Genomic DNA, 15,712 nt, shown 5'->3' with positions numbered 1-15,712 from the left:
GCGGGACACCTTTCGTGCCTGACGCTCAAGGGTCGGCGGAGCATGTTAGGATGCGCGCAATTTTGGAGGACCCATGGTCGAACACGATTTTCGCTACAGCATGCTCAACCCCCAGCACACACTGACCGAATGCCGCACTCTGGCACCCGGTCGCTATCAGGTCACCGGCAACGGCGGCTCGATTCACGACAGCGACCAGTTGCTGGTGACCATCAAAGGCAGCAAAAGCCTGCACATGCGCCTCACCGTCGAGAAAGTCCGGCACCTGATCAACCCGCCCGGGCAATGGATTGCAGTGGCCAAAGGCCCGGTATTCGACGAGTTGGCGATTCACCAGTGGAAAGTGAATTGCGACAGCTGCGCCGCCGAGCTGAACTTCGAGTTCATGGTGGAGAGCAAGCTGGGCGTCAAGGCGCAGAAACCGGCCGCTACCGCGCGCATCGCAGAGCTGGGCTGGAAAACCGATGGCGAGAAGCACTTCTGCAAGAAGTGCCAGGAGAAAGCGGCATGAAACAGTTTGCGCTCCTGAGCCTGATCGGCGGCGCGCTGCTGGCCGGTTGTACTGCTGACCCGCTGCCGATCCACGAGGATCACAGCTATGTAACCGAGTGGATCGGCGAACGTCCGCTGATCGATAACAGTCGCTTGACCATGACGCTGGGTGCCGATGGCCGTGCGTATGGCAATGCGGGCTGCAACCACTGGTTCGCGCCTTACACACTGAACGACCACAGCATCAGTTTCGGCCCGGTAGGCAAGACTCGCAAGATGTGCGCGCCGGCGCTGATGGAGCAGGAACAGCGTTTTATCAAGGCGATGAGCAGCGTGCAGCGCTGGGACATCTCGCCCATCGAGCAGTTGCGCCTGTGGCCGACCCAGGGCAAGCCGCTGCGTTTCTGGCTGGAAGATAGCTGAGGCTTGTCGTGCCCATGCTCCGCGCTCACGGCTGCACGTAACTCTTGTGGGAGCGAGCTTGCTCGCGAAGAGGTGGTAGCCCCTCAGAATAGGGGCCTTTGAACCACTGCCTTCGCGAGCAAGCTCGCTCCCACAGGGATTGACTATCGTGGCACCCTGCGTCACATAGCGTTTCTTCGATATCAGGTAGCTGACTATCGTCCCCACGCTCCGCGTGGGAATGCAGTTCGTGACGCTCTGCGTCACAAGTCTGCGTTACACCGCATAGTCAAGATCGGGTGCGGAGCATCGCAATCAGCCCTCGCCACGCAGCGTCTTGAGCTTCTGGATCACGGTCGCAGCTGATTGCTCGCCGAGCAGTTGTTCGCGCATCTTGCCCTTGTCATCAATGATGTAGGTCACCGGCAGCGCCTCGGAGGGCGGCAGGCTGTATTGCTCGGCAGGGTCCTGTGCGAGCACGGTGAATTTGATACCCAATGCATTGGCAGCGCTTTTCAGCTCGTCACCCTGCAGGTTGTCGAAGTTGACCCCCAGCACAGTGACGTTCTTGTCCTTGAGCTGCTCGGACAGTGCATTGAACTCCGGAACCTCGATACGGCAAGGACCGCACCATTCGGCCCAGTAGTTGACCACCAGCCAGTGCCCCTTGATGCGCTCGCTGGCGACCTTTTGGCCATTCTGATCATTGCCCAGGTCCACGCCACAGCCGCTGAGCAGCAAACTGCCGAAAAGTATTGCCGCTGCTGTTAATCGCCTTGCCATTCGCTTGTTTCCTCGCCCCGTTCAACCTGCAATTACTTATACCCAAGCCACGACTATTGACCATTCGATATGTCGGACAGTGCCATCGCTGGTTAGAATACGCCACCCCACACAAGATGCGACGTGCAAATGACCGATCTGACGCTGTATCACAACCCGCGCTGCAGCAAGTCCCGCGGCGTGCTGGAACTGCTTCAGGCCCGCGGCCTGACGCCGGACATCGTCCTGTACCTGGAAACACCGCCCGACGTCGATCGTGTTCGCGACATGCTCGGCAAGCTGGGCATCGGTGCCCGGCAACTGCTGCGTACCGGCGAGGACGATTACAAGCAACTCAATCTGGCCGACCCGAGCCTGAGCGACGAGCAACTGATCGCCGCCATGGCTGCTCACCCCAAACTCATCGAGCGGCCGATTCTGGTCGCCGGCGACAAGGCTGTCATTGGCCGCCCACCCGAGAACATTCTGGAGCTGCTGCCGTGAGCACACCCTACATTCTGGTCCTCTATTACAGCCGCAACGGCTCCACCAGCGAAATGGCCCGGCAGGTTGCCCGCGGCATCGAACTGGGCGGCATGGAAGCGCGGCTGCGCACCGTACCCGCCGTTTCCGCCGACTGCGAAGCGACCGCCCCCGAGATTCCGGAAAGCGGCGCGCTGTACGCGACCCTCGACGACCTGAAAAACTGCTCCGGCCTGGCGCTGGGCAGCCCGACGCGCTTCGGCAACATGGCCGCTCCGCTGAAATACTTCCTCGACGGCACCAGCAACCTGTGGCTGACCGGCGCACTGGTCGGCAAACCCGCTGGCGTCTTTACCTCCACCGCCAGCCTGCACGGCGGTCAGGAAACCACGCTGATGTCGATGCTGCTGCCACTGCTGCACCACGGCATGCTGATCATGGGCCTGCCCTACAGCGAGTCGGCGCTGCTGGAAACCACCGGGGGTGGCACGCCCTATGGCGCCAGCCATCACGCGGGTGCCGACGGCAAGCGCGCACTGGACCGTCATGAAACCGACCTGTGCCGCGCCCTGGGCCAGCGTCTGGCCAAGACTGCGTTGCAACTGGACGCGCCGCGCAGCTGAATCGGCAGCGCGCCGGATGCTTTCAGTTAAATCGTAAACTTGCAGGGCAAGGGTCGGTCTGACCCCTTGTCCTGCCTGTTGAATTTCTTTGGAGAACCGATGCACGACTACAAATGGCTGAACGAGTATTGCCTGAATCGATTCGGCTCCGTCAAAGCTCTGGAAGCTCATCTGCCCTCCCCCAAGACACCCAGACAACTGCAAGCCATCAGCGCCGACCGCTACCTGTCGACCATGGCCCTGCGGGTTTTCCGCGCAGGCCTGAAACACAGCCTGGTGGACGCCAAGTGGCCAGCGTTCGAAGAAGTGTTCTTTCGCTTCGACCCGGAGAAGGTCGTACTGATGGGCGCCGATCACCTGGAACGACTGATGCAGGACGCACGCATCATTCGTCATCTGGGCAAGCTCAAAAGCGTGCCGCGCAATGCGCAGCTGATTCTGGACATCGAGCAGGAGCATGGCAGTTTCGGCAAGTTCATCGCCGAATGGCCGGTCGATAACATCACCGGCCTGTGGCAGTACATCGCCAAACACGGCAACCAGATGGGCGGTCTTTCAGCGCCGCGCTTTCTGCGCATGATCGGCAAGGACACCTTCATTCCGACCTGGGATGTGGTCGCCGCCCTGAACGCTCAGGATATCGTCGACCGTGTGCCGAGCAGCAAACGCGATCAGGCGATCGTGCAGGACGTCTTCAACCAGTGGCACGCAGAAAGCGGTCGGCCGATGTGCCAGCTGTCAGCCATGCTGGCTTTCACCGTCAACCACTGAGCAACGTCAGATATTGACCACATTGACGAACCGCGACGCAGCGGTTTCGTCGATGCGCAGGTTGCTGAAATCGAACAGGTTGCGGTCAGCCAGCTGCGAGGGCTGTACGTTCTGCAGGGCGCGGAAGATGCTCTCCGTCCGGCCCGGCGTCTTGCGCTCCCAGTCCTGCAGCATTTCCTTGACCACCTGACGCTGCAGGTTCTCCTGCGAGCCGCACAGGTTGCAAGGGATGATCGGAAACTGTTTGAAGTCCGAATAGGCCTGAATGTCCTTTTCATGGCAGTACGCCAACGGACGAATCACCACATTACGGCCGTCATCGGCGCGCAGCTTGGGCGGCATGGCCTTGAGCGAGCCATTGAAGAACATGTTGAGAAAGAATGTCTCGACGATGTCGTCACGGTGGTGACCGAGCGCCATCTTGGTGGCGCCGATCTCGTCAGCGAAGGTATACAGCGTGCCGCGACGCAGCCGCGAACACAGCGAGCAGGTGGTCTTGCCTTCGGGGACCAGTTCCTTGACCACTGAATAGGTGTCTTTCTCGACGATGTGGTACTCGATACCCAGCTCTTTCAGGTAGGCAGGCAGCACGTGCTCGGGAAAGCCGGGCTGCTTCTGGTCCATGTTGACCGCCACGATGTCGAACTTGATCGGCGCGACCTTCTGCAAGTGCATCAGCACATCGAGCATGGTGTAACTGTCCTTGCCGCCGGACAGGCAGACCATGACCTTGTCACCCTCTTCGATCATGTTGAAGTCGGCAACCGCTTCGCCGGCCAGCCGACGCAGACGTTTCTGCAGTTTGTTCTGATTGACTGAAAGGGTGCCCATTTATGGAAATATCCGCTGACGGTAGCTTGAGAAAAGCCGGACATTTTACCCGTAACCGACCATTCGTTAAATATGCTGCGCCCGTGCTGTTCAGACAGGCGACCACGCTGGATCAAAAATGACCACCGGGCAGCTGGCCTGTTCAGAGCGTAGCCACATTGCGGCATACTTGGCGCACTGGAGAACCCTAAAGCATGCCCGAACAACTCAATTCACGCGTCGAAACCTGCTACCAACAAGCCGAAGCTTTCTTCAAGCGCACCTTCAAACGCCCGGTGGTCAGTTTCCAGTTGCGCGGTCAGAAGGCCGGTGTCGCTCATCTGCATGAAAATCTGTTGCGCTTCAACCCGCAGCTCTACAAGGAAAACGCCGAAGACTTCCTGCGCCAGACCGTGCCTCACGAAGTCGCGCACCTGATCGCTCATCAGTTGTTCGGTGGCAGCATCCAGCCGCATGGCGAAGAATGGCAATTGATCATGCGCGGCGTCTATGAACTGCCGCCCAATCGCTGCCACACCTATGCGGTCAAGCGGCGCAGCGTAATCCGTTACATCTACCGCTGCCCGTGCCCCGACAGCGACTTCCCGTTCACCGCGCAGCGTCACAGTATGGTTCGCAAAGGGCGGCGCTACCTGTGCCGCCGGTGCCGCGAGCCCTTGGTGTTCAGCGGCGAGACGCGCACGGAATAACCCTCCGGTAAACGTCAGGCATAAAAAAAACCCATCCGAAGATGGGTTTTTTATGGCCTGAGGGTTATCAGACGGTCTTGGTGGTGTTCACCGCAGCGGCTGGAGTCGGGCCTTCGGCAACGCCGAGGTCGTCTTCAGGGCGGGTTTCCAGAATGGCAGAGCCACCGGAAGTCAGCTCGGACTGCAGCTTGTCGGTGTCCAGCTCGCCAACCCACTTGGCAACCACGACGGTAGCAACAGCGTTACCGACCAGATTGGTCAGGGCGCGGGCTTCGGACATGAAGCGGTCTATACCCAGAATCAGCGCCAGACCGGCAACCGGCAGGTGGCCTACAGCCGACAGGGTCGCAGCCAGTACGATGAAGCCGCTACCGGTTACGCCAGCAGCACCTTTGGACGACAGCAGCAACACCAGCAACAGGGTGATCTGGTGCGTGATGTCCATGTGCGTGTTGGTCGCCTGAGCGATGAACACAGCGGCCATGGTCAGGTAGATCGACGTACCGTCCAGGTTGAACGAATAGCCCGTCGGGATAACCAGACCTACAACAGACTTCTTGGCACCCAGGCGCTCCATCTTGATCAGCATGCGCGGCAGAGCGGATTCCGAAGAAGACGTACCCAGTACGATCAACAGCTCTTCACGGATGTAGCGAATCAGTTTGAAGATGCTGAAGCCGTGAGCGCGGGCGATGGCGCCCAGTACGAACACAACGAACAGAACGCAGGTGATGTAGAAGCAGATCATCAACTGACCCAACTGCACCAGCGAGCTGACGCCGTAGGCGCCGATGGTGAAGGCCATGGCACCGAACGCACCCAGCGGGGCCAGTTTCATGATCATGTTGATGATGTTGAACATCACATGCGCAAAGCGATCGATGAAGTCCAGAACCGGCTTGCCGTAGGCGCCCAGACGATGCAGGGCGAAACCGAAGATCACCGAGAACATCAGCACTTGCAGGATGTCGCCGTTGGCAAACGCACCGACGATGGTGTTCGGAATGACGTTGAGGATAAAGCCGACGATGCTCTGATCCTGACCGGCAGTGACATAAGCGGCGATCTTCGAAGCGTCGAGCGTGCTGACGTCGATGTTCATGCCGACACCCGGCTGAACCACGTTGACCACGATCAGACCGATCAGCAGGGCGATGGTCGAAACGATCTCGAAATACAGCAGCGCATACCCGCCGGTCTTGCCGACCGACTTCATGCTCTGCATGCCGGCGATGCCGCTGACCACGGTACAGAAGATGATCGGGGCAATGACCATCTTGATCAGTTTGATGAACCCGTCACCCAGCGGTTTTAACGCCTTGCCGGTGTCCGGGTAGAAGTGACCGATCAGGATACCGATGACAATCGCTACGATTACCTGAAAATAGAGGGATTTGTAGATGGGCTGACGAGTCGTCATTGCAGTTTTCCTCAAGGGCGTCGTCGGCATCTTCACCTGATGCGCGCGAGCCTATAAAGCGCTAACCCTCCTGCACTGGAGGGATTTGTTTTGTCGAGCTGCGCAAGGCAGGTCTCTGCCATGTAGATAGCAATACGCGTGCCATGGAGTCATTTTGATATCAAAACCCCGCTGTATAAGGCGCACACTGGTAACGGTAGCCGGGATCTGACAGGAGAGGTGGCGGTTTTCCGCCGTATGGTGGGAAAAACAGGCACACAGTGGCGGGTATCCGCCTTCTTTCGGTGGCGACGGGAGTGTTCGATGACGCGCAGAGGTGTGACGCAGAGCGTCAAGAACGGCATTCCCACGCTTGAGCGTGAGGAACGACAGGTGTCCGGGAGAACACTGTCGTCACTGCGCCAGAAAATGAATCCTGAACGCCGCGCCGCCCAGCGGGGAATCGCCCAGCGTCAGTTGCGCGCCGTAGCTTTCGATGATGTCCTTGACCACCGCCAGGCCGATGCCTTGCCCGGGGTTCTGGCGGTCCAGCCGTTCGCCGCGTTCGAGAATGCGGGCACGCTGGCTCTGCGGGACGCCGGGGCCGTCGTCTTCGACGCACAGTTCATCGCCGGTCGCCGAACGCGTGAAGCTGACGCGCACTTCGCTCAGGCACAGCCGATAGGCGTTTTCCAGCAGGTTGCCGAGCATTTCCAGCAGCGCGCCCTCCTCCATGTGCACTTGACAGTCTTCGGGCAGATCCAGCGTGGCCTTGACCTGTTTGTCGCGATACACCTTGTCCAGCGTGTTGCACAGGCTTTCAACCACGGGGCGCAACATCACGTGGTGGCGTACCAGACCGCTTTTGCGCAGGCTGGCCCGTTGCAGTTGATAGCCGATCTGCTGGCTCATGCGTTCGATCTGCGATTGCAGCACCCACGCCTGCTCGACATCCTCGGGGCGCTTGGCGATGTTCTCGCTTACGCCCTGCAAGACCGCCAGCGGGGTTTTCAGGCTATGCGCCAGGTCATCCAGAGAGTCGCGGTAACGAATCCGCTGCTCACGCTCGCTGCGTAGCAGGCGGTTGAGCGAGTCGGTCAGGCGCAGCAGTTCGCTGGGATGCTCTTCGCTGAGGCTGTCGCGCACGCCGGCCTCCACCTGATCCAGTTCCTGGCTTAAGCCGCGCAGGGCCCGCAGCCCCCAGGTCAGGCCCATCCACAGCAACCCGAGCAGCACCGCCAGTGCTGCGCCAAAGCCCAGATAAAGCTTGCGGCGCAGACCGTCGATGGTTTCCTGATAGCCACGCAACGGTTGCACGGCAACGATACTGAACGCAGCGTTGCGCCCGCCGAGCAGCCGGATCTCGACGTCATAGACGAAATACTCATCGCCATTGATTTCCTTGATCTTGGTGAACTCGCTGCCCTGCCCGTCGTATTGCGGGCGGTAGTCGATGTTCTCGCCTTCGGTCGACAACGAACGCCAGACCATCTGCCCCTGGCGGTTATAGATGTAGCCCAGCAGACGGCTGCCGGGCAGATTGAATTGCTCGCCCGGCAGTACAGACGGCATTAACAGGTGGCCGTCTTCGACGCGAGCGGCCGAAATCATGGTGGTGACATCAGAGGCCAGACGTTGCTCTATTGCCCCGCGTAGCGCCAGGCTGAATGCCCCCTGCAGAGCAGGCAGCATCAGCAGCATGAAGATCACCGCCAGCGTGGCGGCCCCCAGCATCAGGCGCAGGCGAAGCGAACGAATCACGTACAGCGCTCATTGAACAGATAGCCCATGCCGCGCACGGTTTCGATAGGTTTGAATGCCACGCTGCTGTCCAGTTTGCGACGCAGACGACCCACCAGCACTTCGATCACGTTCGGGTCACGCTCGTCGTCATCGGGGTACAGTTGCTCCATCAGGCGTTCCTTGGGCACCACTTGCTGATGATGGAGCATCAGGTACTCGAGAATGCGGTACTCGTAAGCCGTCAGTGCCAATGGCTGCTCGGCCAGTGCGGCGTGCTTGCGATTGAGGTCCAGCAACAGCGGGCCCGCTGTGATGGTTGACTGAATGAAGCCGCTGGAACGCCGTAACAAAGCGTTCAGGCGTGCTTCCAGCTCCTCGAACTGGAAGGGTTTGACCACATAGTCGTCAGCCCCGGCAGCCAGGCCTTCGACCTTGTCCTGCCAGTTGCCGCGCGCGGTCAGAATCAGGATCGGAAACGCCTTGCCCAACGTGCGCAACTGGCGGATCAGGTCCAGGCCGCCGATGCCCGGCAAGCCCAGGTCGATCACCGCCAGGTCGTGATTGAATTGCGCGACCTGATACAACGCCTCTTCGGCGTTGGCCACTGCTTCCACCACATGCCCGGCTTCGGTCAGACGGGTTCGCAGGTGGTGGCGCAGCAGCGCTTCATCCTCAACTACCAACAACTTCATGCAGCTCTCCCAGGCACAATCGCAGCCTCAAGACAAAGAATGAAACGACATCGTCGCATCAGTACTCAACAGGCGGGCGCTGACGGGCACATGTTGTGTCACATCATAGCTGCCCAGCAGGATTTCGCGGCTGACAGGCGCACCATTGTGAGTGCCCGTCAGGCTGCCGTAAACCGGTGGCGAATAAAGCGTCCCCACCGAGACGTTGGAATGCGCCTGCTCCCCGAGTGCGTGTCCCCAGCTATTGGTATCGTCAAGCCTTTCGCTGGTCTTGCTGAACTCGATACGGGCCACATCAAGTCGACCATCACCCGCCTGCACCGCAGCACTGCCGCCCAGAAAAGCCAGGGCCAGGAAAAACTTGTTGAGATTCAACATATCGACTCCTTTTGCGCTCGGGGACGCTGTCAAGGTATGGGGCAACAGTAATCGCGCCGGGCTGAACCCCGACTGAACACTGCATGAACCGGCGCTGAACAGTCATCCACACCCAAGGCAGCAGAATCGGCTATCGTTGTTTGCCACTTCAAAACATCAACAAGGAGCTGACCATGCGTGTGTGGATTGCAATGATCATGATGGGCCTGACCGGCCTCGCCCAGGCGGCGATCAAGACCGAGCAGATCGATTATAAAAGTGCCGACGGCACCAAGCTGGTGGGCTACTACGCTTACGACGACGCTATAAAAGGCCCGCGCCCCGGCGTCCTGGTGGTTCACGAATGGTGGGGCCTGAACGACTACGCCAAGCGCCGCGCCCGCGACCTGGCTGCGCTGGGTTACAGCGCGATGGCCATCGACATGTACGGCGAAGGCAAGAACACCGAGCACCCGAAAGACGCGATGGCTTTCATGCAGGCCGCTCTGAAGGACAGCGATGCCGCCGACAAGCGCTTTGACGCCGGGCTGGAGCAACTGAAAAAGCAGCCACAGACCGATCCGAAAAAGATCGCAGCGATCGGTTACTGCTTCGGCGGCAAGATCGTGCTCGATGCGGCACGCCGCGGTGAACCGCTGCTGGGCGTGGTGAGCTTCCACGGCGCACTGGTCACCAATACACCGGCGAAACCGGGCATCAAGGTGCCAATGCTGGTCGAGCACGGTGCCAAGGACAGCATGGTCACCCCTGAAAACGTCACTGCGTTCAAGAAGGAAATGGACGACGCCAAGGCCGACTACAAATTCGTCAGCATCGACGGCGCCAAACACGGTTTCAGCAACCCGGACGCCGACCGCCTGAGCCACGGCGAACACGGCGGCCCGGACATCGGCTACAGCAAAGCCGCCGATGAGAGCTCCTGGGCGGACATGAAAGTGTTTTTCAAGAAGATATTTGGTTGAGCGACAGCTGACACTCCGCGTCCACCCGAACCTGGGAGGACGCAGAGCATCGGCACGATAGTCGAGATCATCGTTCCTCACGCTCCAGCGTGGGAATGCAGTGCTCGACGCTCTGCGTCGCAAAGAGGACGCGGAGCGTCCGGAAAGGCATGACGACGCAGAGCGTCGCACGATAGTTGATATCTCGTTCCGCACGCTCTGCGTCGCAACAATGCGTCAATACCAGCGCTGAATATCGATCAGACCGCGCTGCCCTTCATAATCACGAGCGCTGGAGTACCTCCAATGCTCACCGACATCCACATAACCTCTCTTTACCGGGTTATGGTGAATGTAATCGAGCTTCTGCCGCATAACCTTTTCATTCCACACAAGCTCGGCATGAGCCCCTTCCTGCCAAATCTGATAAACCCTGTCGGTCTTGTGCATGCGCTTGACGAACCGCAGGCGCTCCAACGTGCTCTCGGCATTGGCGCTCTCAAGAGCGTCGATTATCCGTCGAGCCGTAAACGACTTGAAACTGCTCACACATTTGTCCAAGGCGGGCGCCTGGGCCACGAAGTGCAAGTGGTTTTCCAGAACGACATACCCGAAGAGCTGCAGTCCCTCATGAGCCTGTTGATAGCGCCAGGCGTTCAACAGAATGTCTACCAGAACAGGCCGGGTAAAAAGCGGTAACCACTCCACCACTGTGCAGGTCAGGAAGTGAGGCTTTTCAGGTTCGGTGATGGTGTATCGACTCCGGCCCATGTGTTCATCCTTGAATCATCAGAGGCGCGAAAGGTACCGTCCGACCGAGTACGTGGAAATAATGAAAGTGTGACCAGTTTTTTTGCTCTGCATCGTTGAGAGGACGCGGAGCGTCCAGAAAGGCATGCGACGCAGAGCGTCGTACGATAGTTGCGATGATCGTTCCGCACGCTCCAGCGCGGGAATGCAGGTCTCGACGCTCTGCGTCGTCAAGAGGACGCGGAGCGTCCAGAACAGCATGCGACGCAGAGCGTCGTACGATAGTTGCGATGATCGTTCCGCACGCTCCAGCGCGGGAATGCAGGTCTCGACGCTCTGCGTCGTCAAGAGGACGCGGAGCGTCCAGAACAGCATGCGACGCGGAGCGCCGCACGATAGTTGCGATCATCGTTCCTCACGCTCCGGCGTGGGAATGCAGTGCTCGACGCTCTGCGTCGTCAAGAGGACGCGGAGCGTCCGGAACGGCATGCGACGCGGAGCGCCGCACGATAGTTGCGATGATCGTTCCCTACGCTCCAGCCTGGGAATGCAGTGCTCGACGCTCCGCGTCGTCAAGAGGACGCAGAGCGTCCGGAACGGCATGCGACGCGGAGCGTCGCACGATAGTTGAGATTATCGTTCCGCACGCTCCAGCGTGGGAATGCAGTGCTCGACGCTCTGCGTCGTCAAGAGGACGCGGAGCGTCCGGAAAGGCATGCGACGCGGAGCGCCGCACGATAGTTGCGATGATCGTTCCCTACGCTCCAGCCTGGGAATGCAGTGCTCGACGCTCTGCGTCGTCAAGAGGAAACGGAGCGTCCGGAAAGGCATGACGACGCGGAGCATCGGCAAGATAGTTACTGTGCCCTTCCCTCCAACCCATTCCCCCGGCAAAATGCCGTCCATGACTCGACTATCCCACCTTCCCGTCTGCTGCCCGGAACTGATCCGGCATTGGCCGTTGCCGCAAGCATTGCCGGGGGCGGTGCTGGTGAGTGGGCGTTTTGATCCGCTCAAGCTGGTCGACGGCGACTTTCAGCGTTGTGAGCTACAGATGCCCGCGAGCATTCAGCGCTCGGTCGCCAAGCGTCAGACTGAATTCCTTGCCGGTCGTCTCTGCGCTCGCGAAGCCATGCGTCAGCTGGATGGCCGTTTGCACGTTCCTGCAGTGGGTGAAGACCGCGCGCCGATCTGGCCCGCGGATGTCTGCGGGTCGATCACTCACAGCACCGGCTGGGCCGCCGCCGTGGTTGCGCATAAGCAGCAGTGGCGCGGGCTGGGGCTGGACACGGAAAACCTGCTTAGCCACGACCGCGCCTCGCGGCTGGCCGGGGAAATTCTGACGGCGGCCGAGCTGGCAGAGATGGCGACGGGTCCGGAAGATCAGATCGCATTGCGCGTGACCCTGACCTTTTCGATCAAGGAAGCGCTGTTCAAGGCGCTCTACCCCATCGTGCACAAGCGCTTCTACTTCGAAGACGCGCAACTGCTGGAATGGTCCGCCGACGGCCACGCCCGACTCAAGCTGCTGATCGATCTGTCCAGCGAGTGGCATGCGGGCAAAGAGCTGGACGGTCAGTTCAGTGTGCAGGACGATCACCTGTTGAGCCTGGTCGCCGTCGAAGGTTGATCAGCCGGGCAGCGGACAATGCTCGCAACGCCCAACCCACTCGACCCGATGACTCAGGCAGCACACACGCCGTTGCCTGCGTGGTTCACCACCTTGCGCCTGCGGCACATAACGCACGGCCTGAAACAGAGGATTGGCCGGCCCGTCCGGCCTTTTCCTCTCGCTTAACAACGCCAGCCCCGCAGCCAGCGACACGTCACTGCAGGTGGCCAGCTGCGCAAGGCAGCCTTCCAGGTAATCCCCGGCGCTGCTCCATAACACCGCGGCAGGCAGTCCACCATAAGCGCTCAGCGAGGTAATAAAGGGCTGCAGATTGTCATCGAGCAACCCGGCAAAGCGCTGAAACGGATCAACCGGGATACCCCGCCAGACGCGTCCCTCCCCCGTCAGCCTGATACCGCTCGGCACGCCGCGCTCATCCAGCGCCAGCGCCACCTGCTCCAGCTGCAACGGCCAATGCCAGTCATGCACCAGGCTGGCCACCAGCACCGGCGGAATCAGTTGCATGAAGTAAAACTTGGCCCACTGCGACACCAGCACCGGCAATTGACCGGGCATCAGTTGCGGCCCGTAGACACTCAGCAGCAGTTGATCAAGACGCTCGGGGTGCAGCAGATCAGGCAATGTCACCGCCGGGCGCGCATCATCCGCCGTCAGCAATGTCTGCCCGAACCGCGCAAATGGCCCGGCAAACAACGGCAAGCTCAACGCGGCACCTGCGTGCGCGGCCAGGCCAGGCTGAAGCATGCCCCGCCCAGGCTGACGCTATGCCCGATCAGCGCGCGGCCTTCGTGCCAATGGATGATCCGCCGCACGATCGACAGGCCCAGCCCATGCCCGCCCGAGGCTCGGGTGCGGCTGTCATCGATGCGCATGAACGGCGTGAAAATCTGCTCCCAGGCCTGCTCCGGCACGCCAGGACCATCGTCGTCCACGTCGATACGGCACTGCTGCGCCTCCAGCCGATAGCTGATACGCACCTCGTTCTCGGCATGGCGCAGCGCGTTGCTCACCAGGTTCTGCACGGCGCGGTGCAGATAGCGCGGCTCGCCTTCGACCCAGGCAGCCTCACCGTCTTCGGCCCTCCGGCATTCGCCCCTCGAAACCCGTACATCGGCACGCAATGGCGCCAGTTCGGCGATTACCTGATCGATCAGCGCATCCAGATCGACACGCTGGAAATTCAGGGTCGGCGCGCCTTGCTCAAGACGCGCGTAGGTGAGCATCTCATCGACCAGCTTGTCGAGGTCCTGGATATCGCTGTCCATGCCGCGCATGTATTTGCGCCGCGCCTCGGGAGTCGCGGCGTCGCTGACCATCTCCAGACCGAAACGCAGACGCGCCACCGGCGTGCGCAATTCGTGAGACACGGCGCGCACCAGTTCGCGCTGGATCATCAATGAGCGCTGCAAGTGCTCAGCCATGCTGTTGAACGCCGCTGCCACACGCCCCACCGAGTCGGAGCCCTCGGTCGGCACGCGGGTTTGCAGGCTGCCCCGGGCAATTTGCGTGGCCGCCGCTTCCAGTTCCAGCACGCGGCGCTCCAGACGCCGCACCAGCAAGTACACCACCAGACCGATCAGGCACAGGCCCATCAAGGCGATCAGCAGCAGCCAATGCAGCGGATAAGGGTTCATCTGGTACAGCGGGCCGATTTCCAGCACCCAGTTGGTGTCGACGATCCCGGCCAGCACGCGGATCGAATCGCCGCCCTTGCCCAGCGCCATGACCGTATCGCCCTCATAGACGCGGCGACGCTGGTCATCGTCCAGATCCGCCTGATCCAGCGCCAGCAAGTGCAGATCGAAACCGAACCCTTTGTCGCTACGCAGGGCCTGCAGGCGCGCCGGTTGCTCGTCGACCGGAAAGCGCACCAGTTCATCGATCAGCAGGTAAATAGTGGCCCGCGCCAATTGTTCGGTGATCTGCTGCACTTCGCCGGTCAGCAGCAGCGGCTCCTTGTCGCTCAACTGACGGTAAACCCTGGCAGCGTGCGGCCCGATCTGTTCGACCACCACCTTGCCGCGCGCCAGTTGCCCCAGCGCGCTGCTGTCGAGGTGGGCCTGTTCAAGGCTTTGCAGGCTCAGGGGAATGCCCAGCAGGCGCTCCCAGATCGCCAGGGCGCGACGCCGTTCGATGCCATCGAGCGGCACCAGATTGTCGGCCATGATCGTAAAGGTGCCATGAGCCAGGCGCTCGCGGTACTGCTCGCCGCGCGACTGATTGAGCACATGCAGGGCCAACACGCCGAGCAGCGCGACCAGCACCAACACGCCCAGTACGCCACCGTAGATGCGCAGAAAGATCGAATTCATCAGGTCAGCCGCTGAACACGTGGCCGCTCATGTCCTGCGCCGCTTCGGGCACAAACAGATAGCCCTTGCTGCGCACGGTCTTGATCAGACGCGGATGAATGGGATCGTCGCCGATTTTCGGGCGAATACGCGAGATGCGCACATCGATGGAGCGATCCTGCCCGTCATACCCCACGCCGCGCAGCGCGGTGAAGATCTCTTCGCGGGACAGCGTGCGCCCGGCATTGGCCACCAGCAGCCACAGCAGGTCGAACTCGGCACCGGTCAGCTCAATGCTCTGCTCGCGCAGCCAGGCCTCACGCAATGCGTTGTCCACCACCAACGGGCCGAACACCAGACGGCGCAGTTCGGCGGCCGGCACATGCGGCGCTTCACTGCGGCGCAGCAAGGCTTTGATACGTGCCAACAGCACGCGCGGATGCACCGGTTTGCAGACGAAGTCGTCGGCGCCGGTGTCGAGCCCTTCTATATGGTCGGTGTCATCGGTGCGCGCGGTGAGCATCAGAATCGGCCCGTCGTAGCGGTCACGCACGCGGCGGCAGATGCTGAAACCGTCTTCGCCGGGCAGCATCAGGTCGAGAATCACCAGATCCGGCTGCTCGGCGATGATCCGCGCCGCCGCCAGCGCGCCGTCGCCTTCGATGCTCACGCGCAGGCCGTGGTTCTGCAGGTAATCGCTGGTCAGTTCGGCCAGTCGCTGGTCATCCTCGACGATCAGCACATGCCAGGTGTGTGGCTCCACAGCAATCTTCCTTGTCGTTATCGACCGCTTTTTGTTTTTGAAACGCAGGGGTTGCGGCACCACGTCGCA

At 60.7% G+C, this 15,712-nt stretch carries 18 protein-coding genes; 8 read left to right on the top strand and 10 right to left on the bottom strand.

The window, feature by feature from the left end:
* Positions 1–73: 73 nt before the first annotated feature.
* Positions 74–511, top strand: a complete 438-nt coding sequence (locus JOE33_RS21135; protein WP_010427897.1) for a hypothetical protein — start codon at positions 74–76, stop codon at positions 509–511.
* Entirely contained in the window at positions 508–915 is a 408-nt protein-coding gene (locus JOE33_RS21130) for an META domain-containing protein (RefSeq protein WP_032612249.1), read from the top strand. The genes JOE33_RS21135 and JOE33_RS21130 overlap by 4 nt, the downstream gene beginning before the upstream one ends.
* A gap of 294 nt (positions 916–1,209) precedes the next feature.
* On the opposite strand, the gene JOE33_RS21125 is transcribed toward JOE33_RS21130, so the two are convergent.
* Entirely contained in the window at positions 1,210–1,677 is a 468-nt protein-coding gene (locus JOE33_RS21125; protein WP_096140459.1) for a TlpA disulfide reductase family protein, read from the bottom strand.
* Between the two features lie 129 nt (positions 1,678–1,806).
* Here JOE33_RS21125 and arsC point away from each other — a divergent pair, with 129 nt between their 5' ends.
* The 3 genes from arsC to JOE33_RS21110 all read left to right on the top strand — a co-directional run bounded on the left by arsC (position 1,807) and on the right by JOE33_RS21110 (position 3,533).
* Positions 1,807–2,160 carry an arsenate reductase (glutaredoxin) gene (arsC, locus tag JOE33_RS21120; protein ID WP_096140460.1) on the top strand — a complete coding sequence of 118 codons (354 nt, stop codon included), beginning with the start codon at positions 1,807–1,809 and terminating at the stop codon, positions 2,158–2,160.
* Positions 2,157–2,762: an NAD(P)H:quinone oxidoreductase gene (gene wrbA, locus JOE33_RS21115; protein ID WP_096101285.1), complete on the top strand. Its 606-nt coding sequence runs from the start codon at positions 2,157–2,159 to the stop codon at positions 2,760–2,762. Before arsC ends, wrbA begins: the two co-directional genes overlap by 4 nt.
* Before the next feature lie 99 nt (positions 2,763–2,861).
* Positions 2,862–3,533, top strand: a complete 672-nt coding sequence (locus tag JOE33_RS21110) for a DNA-3-methyladenine glycosylase I (protein ID WP_187625914.1) — start codon at positions 2,862–2,864, stop codon at positions 3,531–3,533.
* A 6-nt stretch (positions 3,534–3,539) separates the two neighbouring features.
* Here the strand turns inward: JOE33_RS21110 and ttcA are convergent, their stop codons facing one another.
* Positions 3,540–4,364 carry a tRNA 2-thiocytidine(32) synthetase TtcA gene (gene ttcA, locus JOE33_RS21105; protein WP_010437380.1) on the bottom strand — a complete coding sequence of 275 codons (825 nt, stop codon included), beginning with the start codon at positions 4,362–4,364 and terminating at the stop codon, positions 3,540–3,542.
* Positions 4,365–4,558: 194 nt separating this feature from the next.
* On the opposite strand from ttcA, the gene JOE33_RS21100 reads away from it, so the two are divergent.
* Positions 4,559–5,053: a SprT family zinc-dependent metalloprotease gene (locus tag JOE33_RS21100; protein WP_032612253.1), complete on the top strand. Its 495-nt coding sequence runs from the start codon at positions 4,559–4,561 to the stop codon at positions 5,051–5,053.
* Between the two features lie 67 nt (positions 5,054–5,120).
* Here JOE33_RS21100 and JOE33_RS21095 read toward each other — a convergent pair whose 3' ends face one another.
* From JOE33_RS21095 to JOE33_RS21080, 4 genes are all read right to left on the bottom strand, one after another.
* Positions 5,121–6,473 carry a dicarboxylate/amino acid:cation symporter gene (locus JOE33_RS21095; RefSeq protein WP_010437384.1) on the bottom strand — a complete coding sequence of 451 codons (1,353 nt, stop codon included), beginning with the start codon at positions 6,471–6,473 and terminating at the stop codon, positions 5,121–5,123.
* Positions 6,474–6,866: 393 nt separating this feature from the next.
* Positions 6,867–8,213, bottom strand: coding sequence for an ATP-binding protein (locus JOE33_RS21090; RefSeq protein WP_010432355.1), 1,347 nt, complete (start codon positions 8,211–8,213; stop codon positions 6,867–6,869).
* Positions 8,210–8,887 carry a response regulator gene (locus tag JOE33_RS21085; RefSeq protein WP_003407750.1) on the bottom strand — a complete coding sequence of 226 codons (678 nt, stop codon included), beginning with the start codon at positions 8,885–8,887 and terminating at the stop codon, positions 8,210–8,212. Before JOE33_RS21085 ends, JOE33_RS21090 begins: the two co-directional genes overlap by 4 nt.
* A gap of 27 nt (positions 8,888–8,914) precedes the next feature.
* The gene (locus JOE33_RS21080) at positions 8,915–9,265 is read right to left on the bottom strand and encodes a hypothetical protein (RefSeq protein WP_003407754.1); all 351 of its coding nucleotides are present in this window, start codon (positions 9,263–9,265) and stop codon (positions 8,915–8,917) included.
* 173 nt (positions 9,266–9,438) lie between these two features.
* On the opposite strand from JOE33_RS21080, the gene JOE33_RS21075 reads away from it, so the two are divergent.
* Positions 9,439–10,227: a dienelactone hydrolase family protein gene (locus JOE33_RS21075; RefSeq protein ID WP_032612255.1), complete on the top strand. Its 789-nt coding sequence runs from the start codon at positions 9,439–9,441 to the stop codon at positions 10,225–10,227.
* 216 nt (positions 10,228–10,443) lie between these two features.
* Here JOE33_RS21075 and JOE33_RS21070 read toward each other — a convergent pair whose 3' ends face one another.
* The gene (locus JOE33_RS21070; protein WP_010432345.1) at positions 10,444–10,977 is read right to left on the bottom strand and encodes a transposase; all 534 of its coding nucleotides are present in this window, start codon (positions 10,975–10,977) and stop codon (positions 10,444–10,446) included.
* An 883-nt stretch (positions 10,978–11,860) separates the two neighbouring features.
* Between JOE33_RS21070 and JOE33_RS21065 the strand changes: the two genes are divergently transcribed.
* On the top strand, positions 11,861–12,586 hold the full coding sequence (locus tag JOE33_RS21065; protein WP_209924130.1) for a 4'-phosphopantetheinyl transferase superfamily protein: 726 nt from the start codon (positions 11,861–11,863) through the stop codon (positions 12,584–12,586).
* Here the strand turns inward: JOE33_RS21065 and fhuF are convergent, their stop codons facing one another.
* From fhuF to JOE33_RS21050, 3 genes are read right to left on the bottom strand one after another with little or no spacing between them, the layout of a single operon-like run.
* Positions 12,587–13,333, bottom strand: a complete 747-nt coding sequence (gene fhuF, locus JOE33_RS21060) for a siderophore-iron reductase FhuF (protein ID WP_122694938.1) — start codon at positions 13,331–13,333, stop codon at positions 12,587–12,589.
* Positions 13,291–14,901 carry an ATP-binding protein gene (locus JOE33_RS21055; protein WP_054993510.1) on the bottom strand — a complete coding sequence of 537 codons (1,611 nt, stop codon included), beginning with the start codon at positions 14,899–14,901 and terminating at the stop codon, positions 13,291–13,293. The genes fhuF and JOE33_RS21055 overlap by 43 nt, the downstream gene beginning before the upstream one ends.
* Before the next feature lie 4 nt (positions 14,902–14,905).
* Positions 14,906–15,643, bottom strand: a complete 738-nt coding sequence (locus JOE33_RS21050) for a response regulator (protein WP_187625913.1) — start codon at positions 15,641–15,643, stop codon at positions 14,906–14,908.
* Positions 15,644–15,712: the final 69 nt, after the last annotated feature.

The organism is Pseudomonas sp. PvP027, from assembly GCF_017833005.1.
In the GTDB taxonomy this organism is placed as follows: domain Bacteria; phylum Pseudomonadota; class Gammaproteobacteria; order Pseudomonadales; family Pseudomonadaceae; genus Aquipseudomonas; species Aquipseudomonas congelans.
The sequence above is the reverse complement of the archived record's forward strand: the minus strand, read 5'-3'. Positions and strand labels throughout refer to the sequence as shown.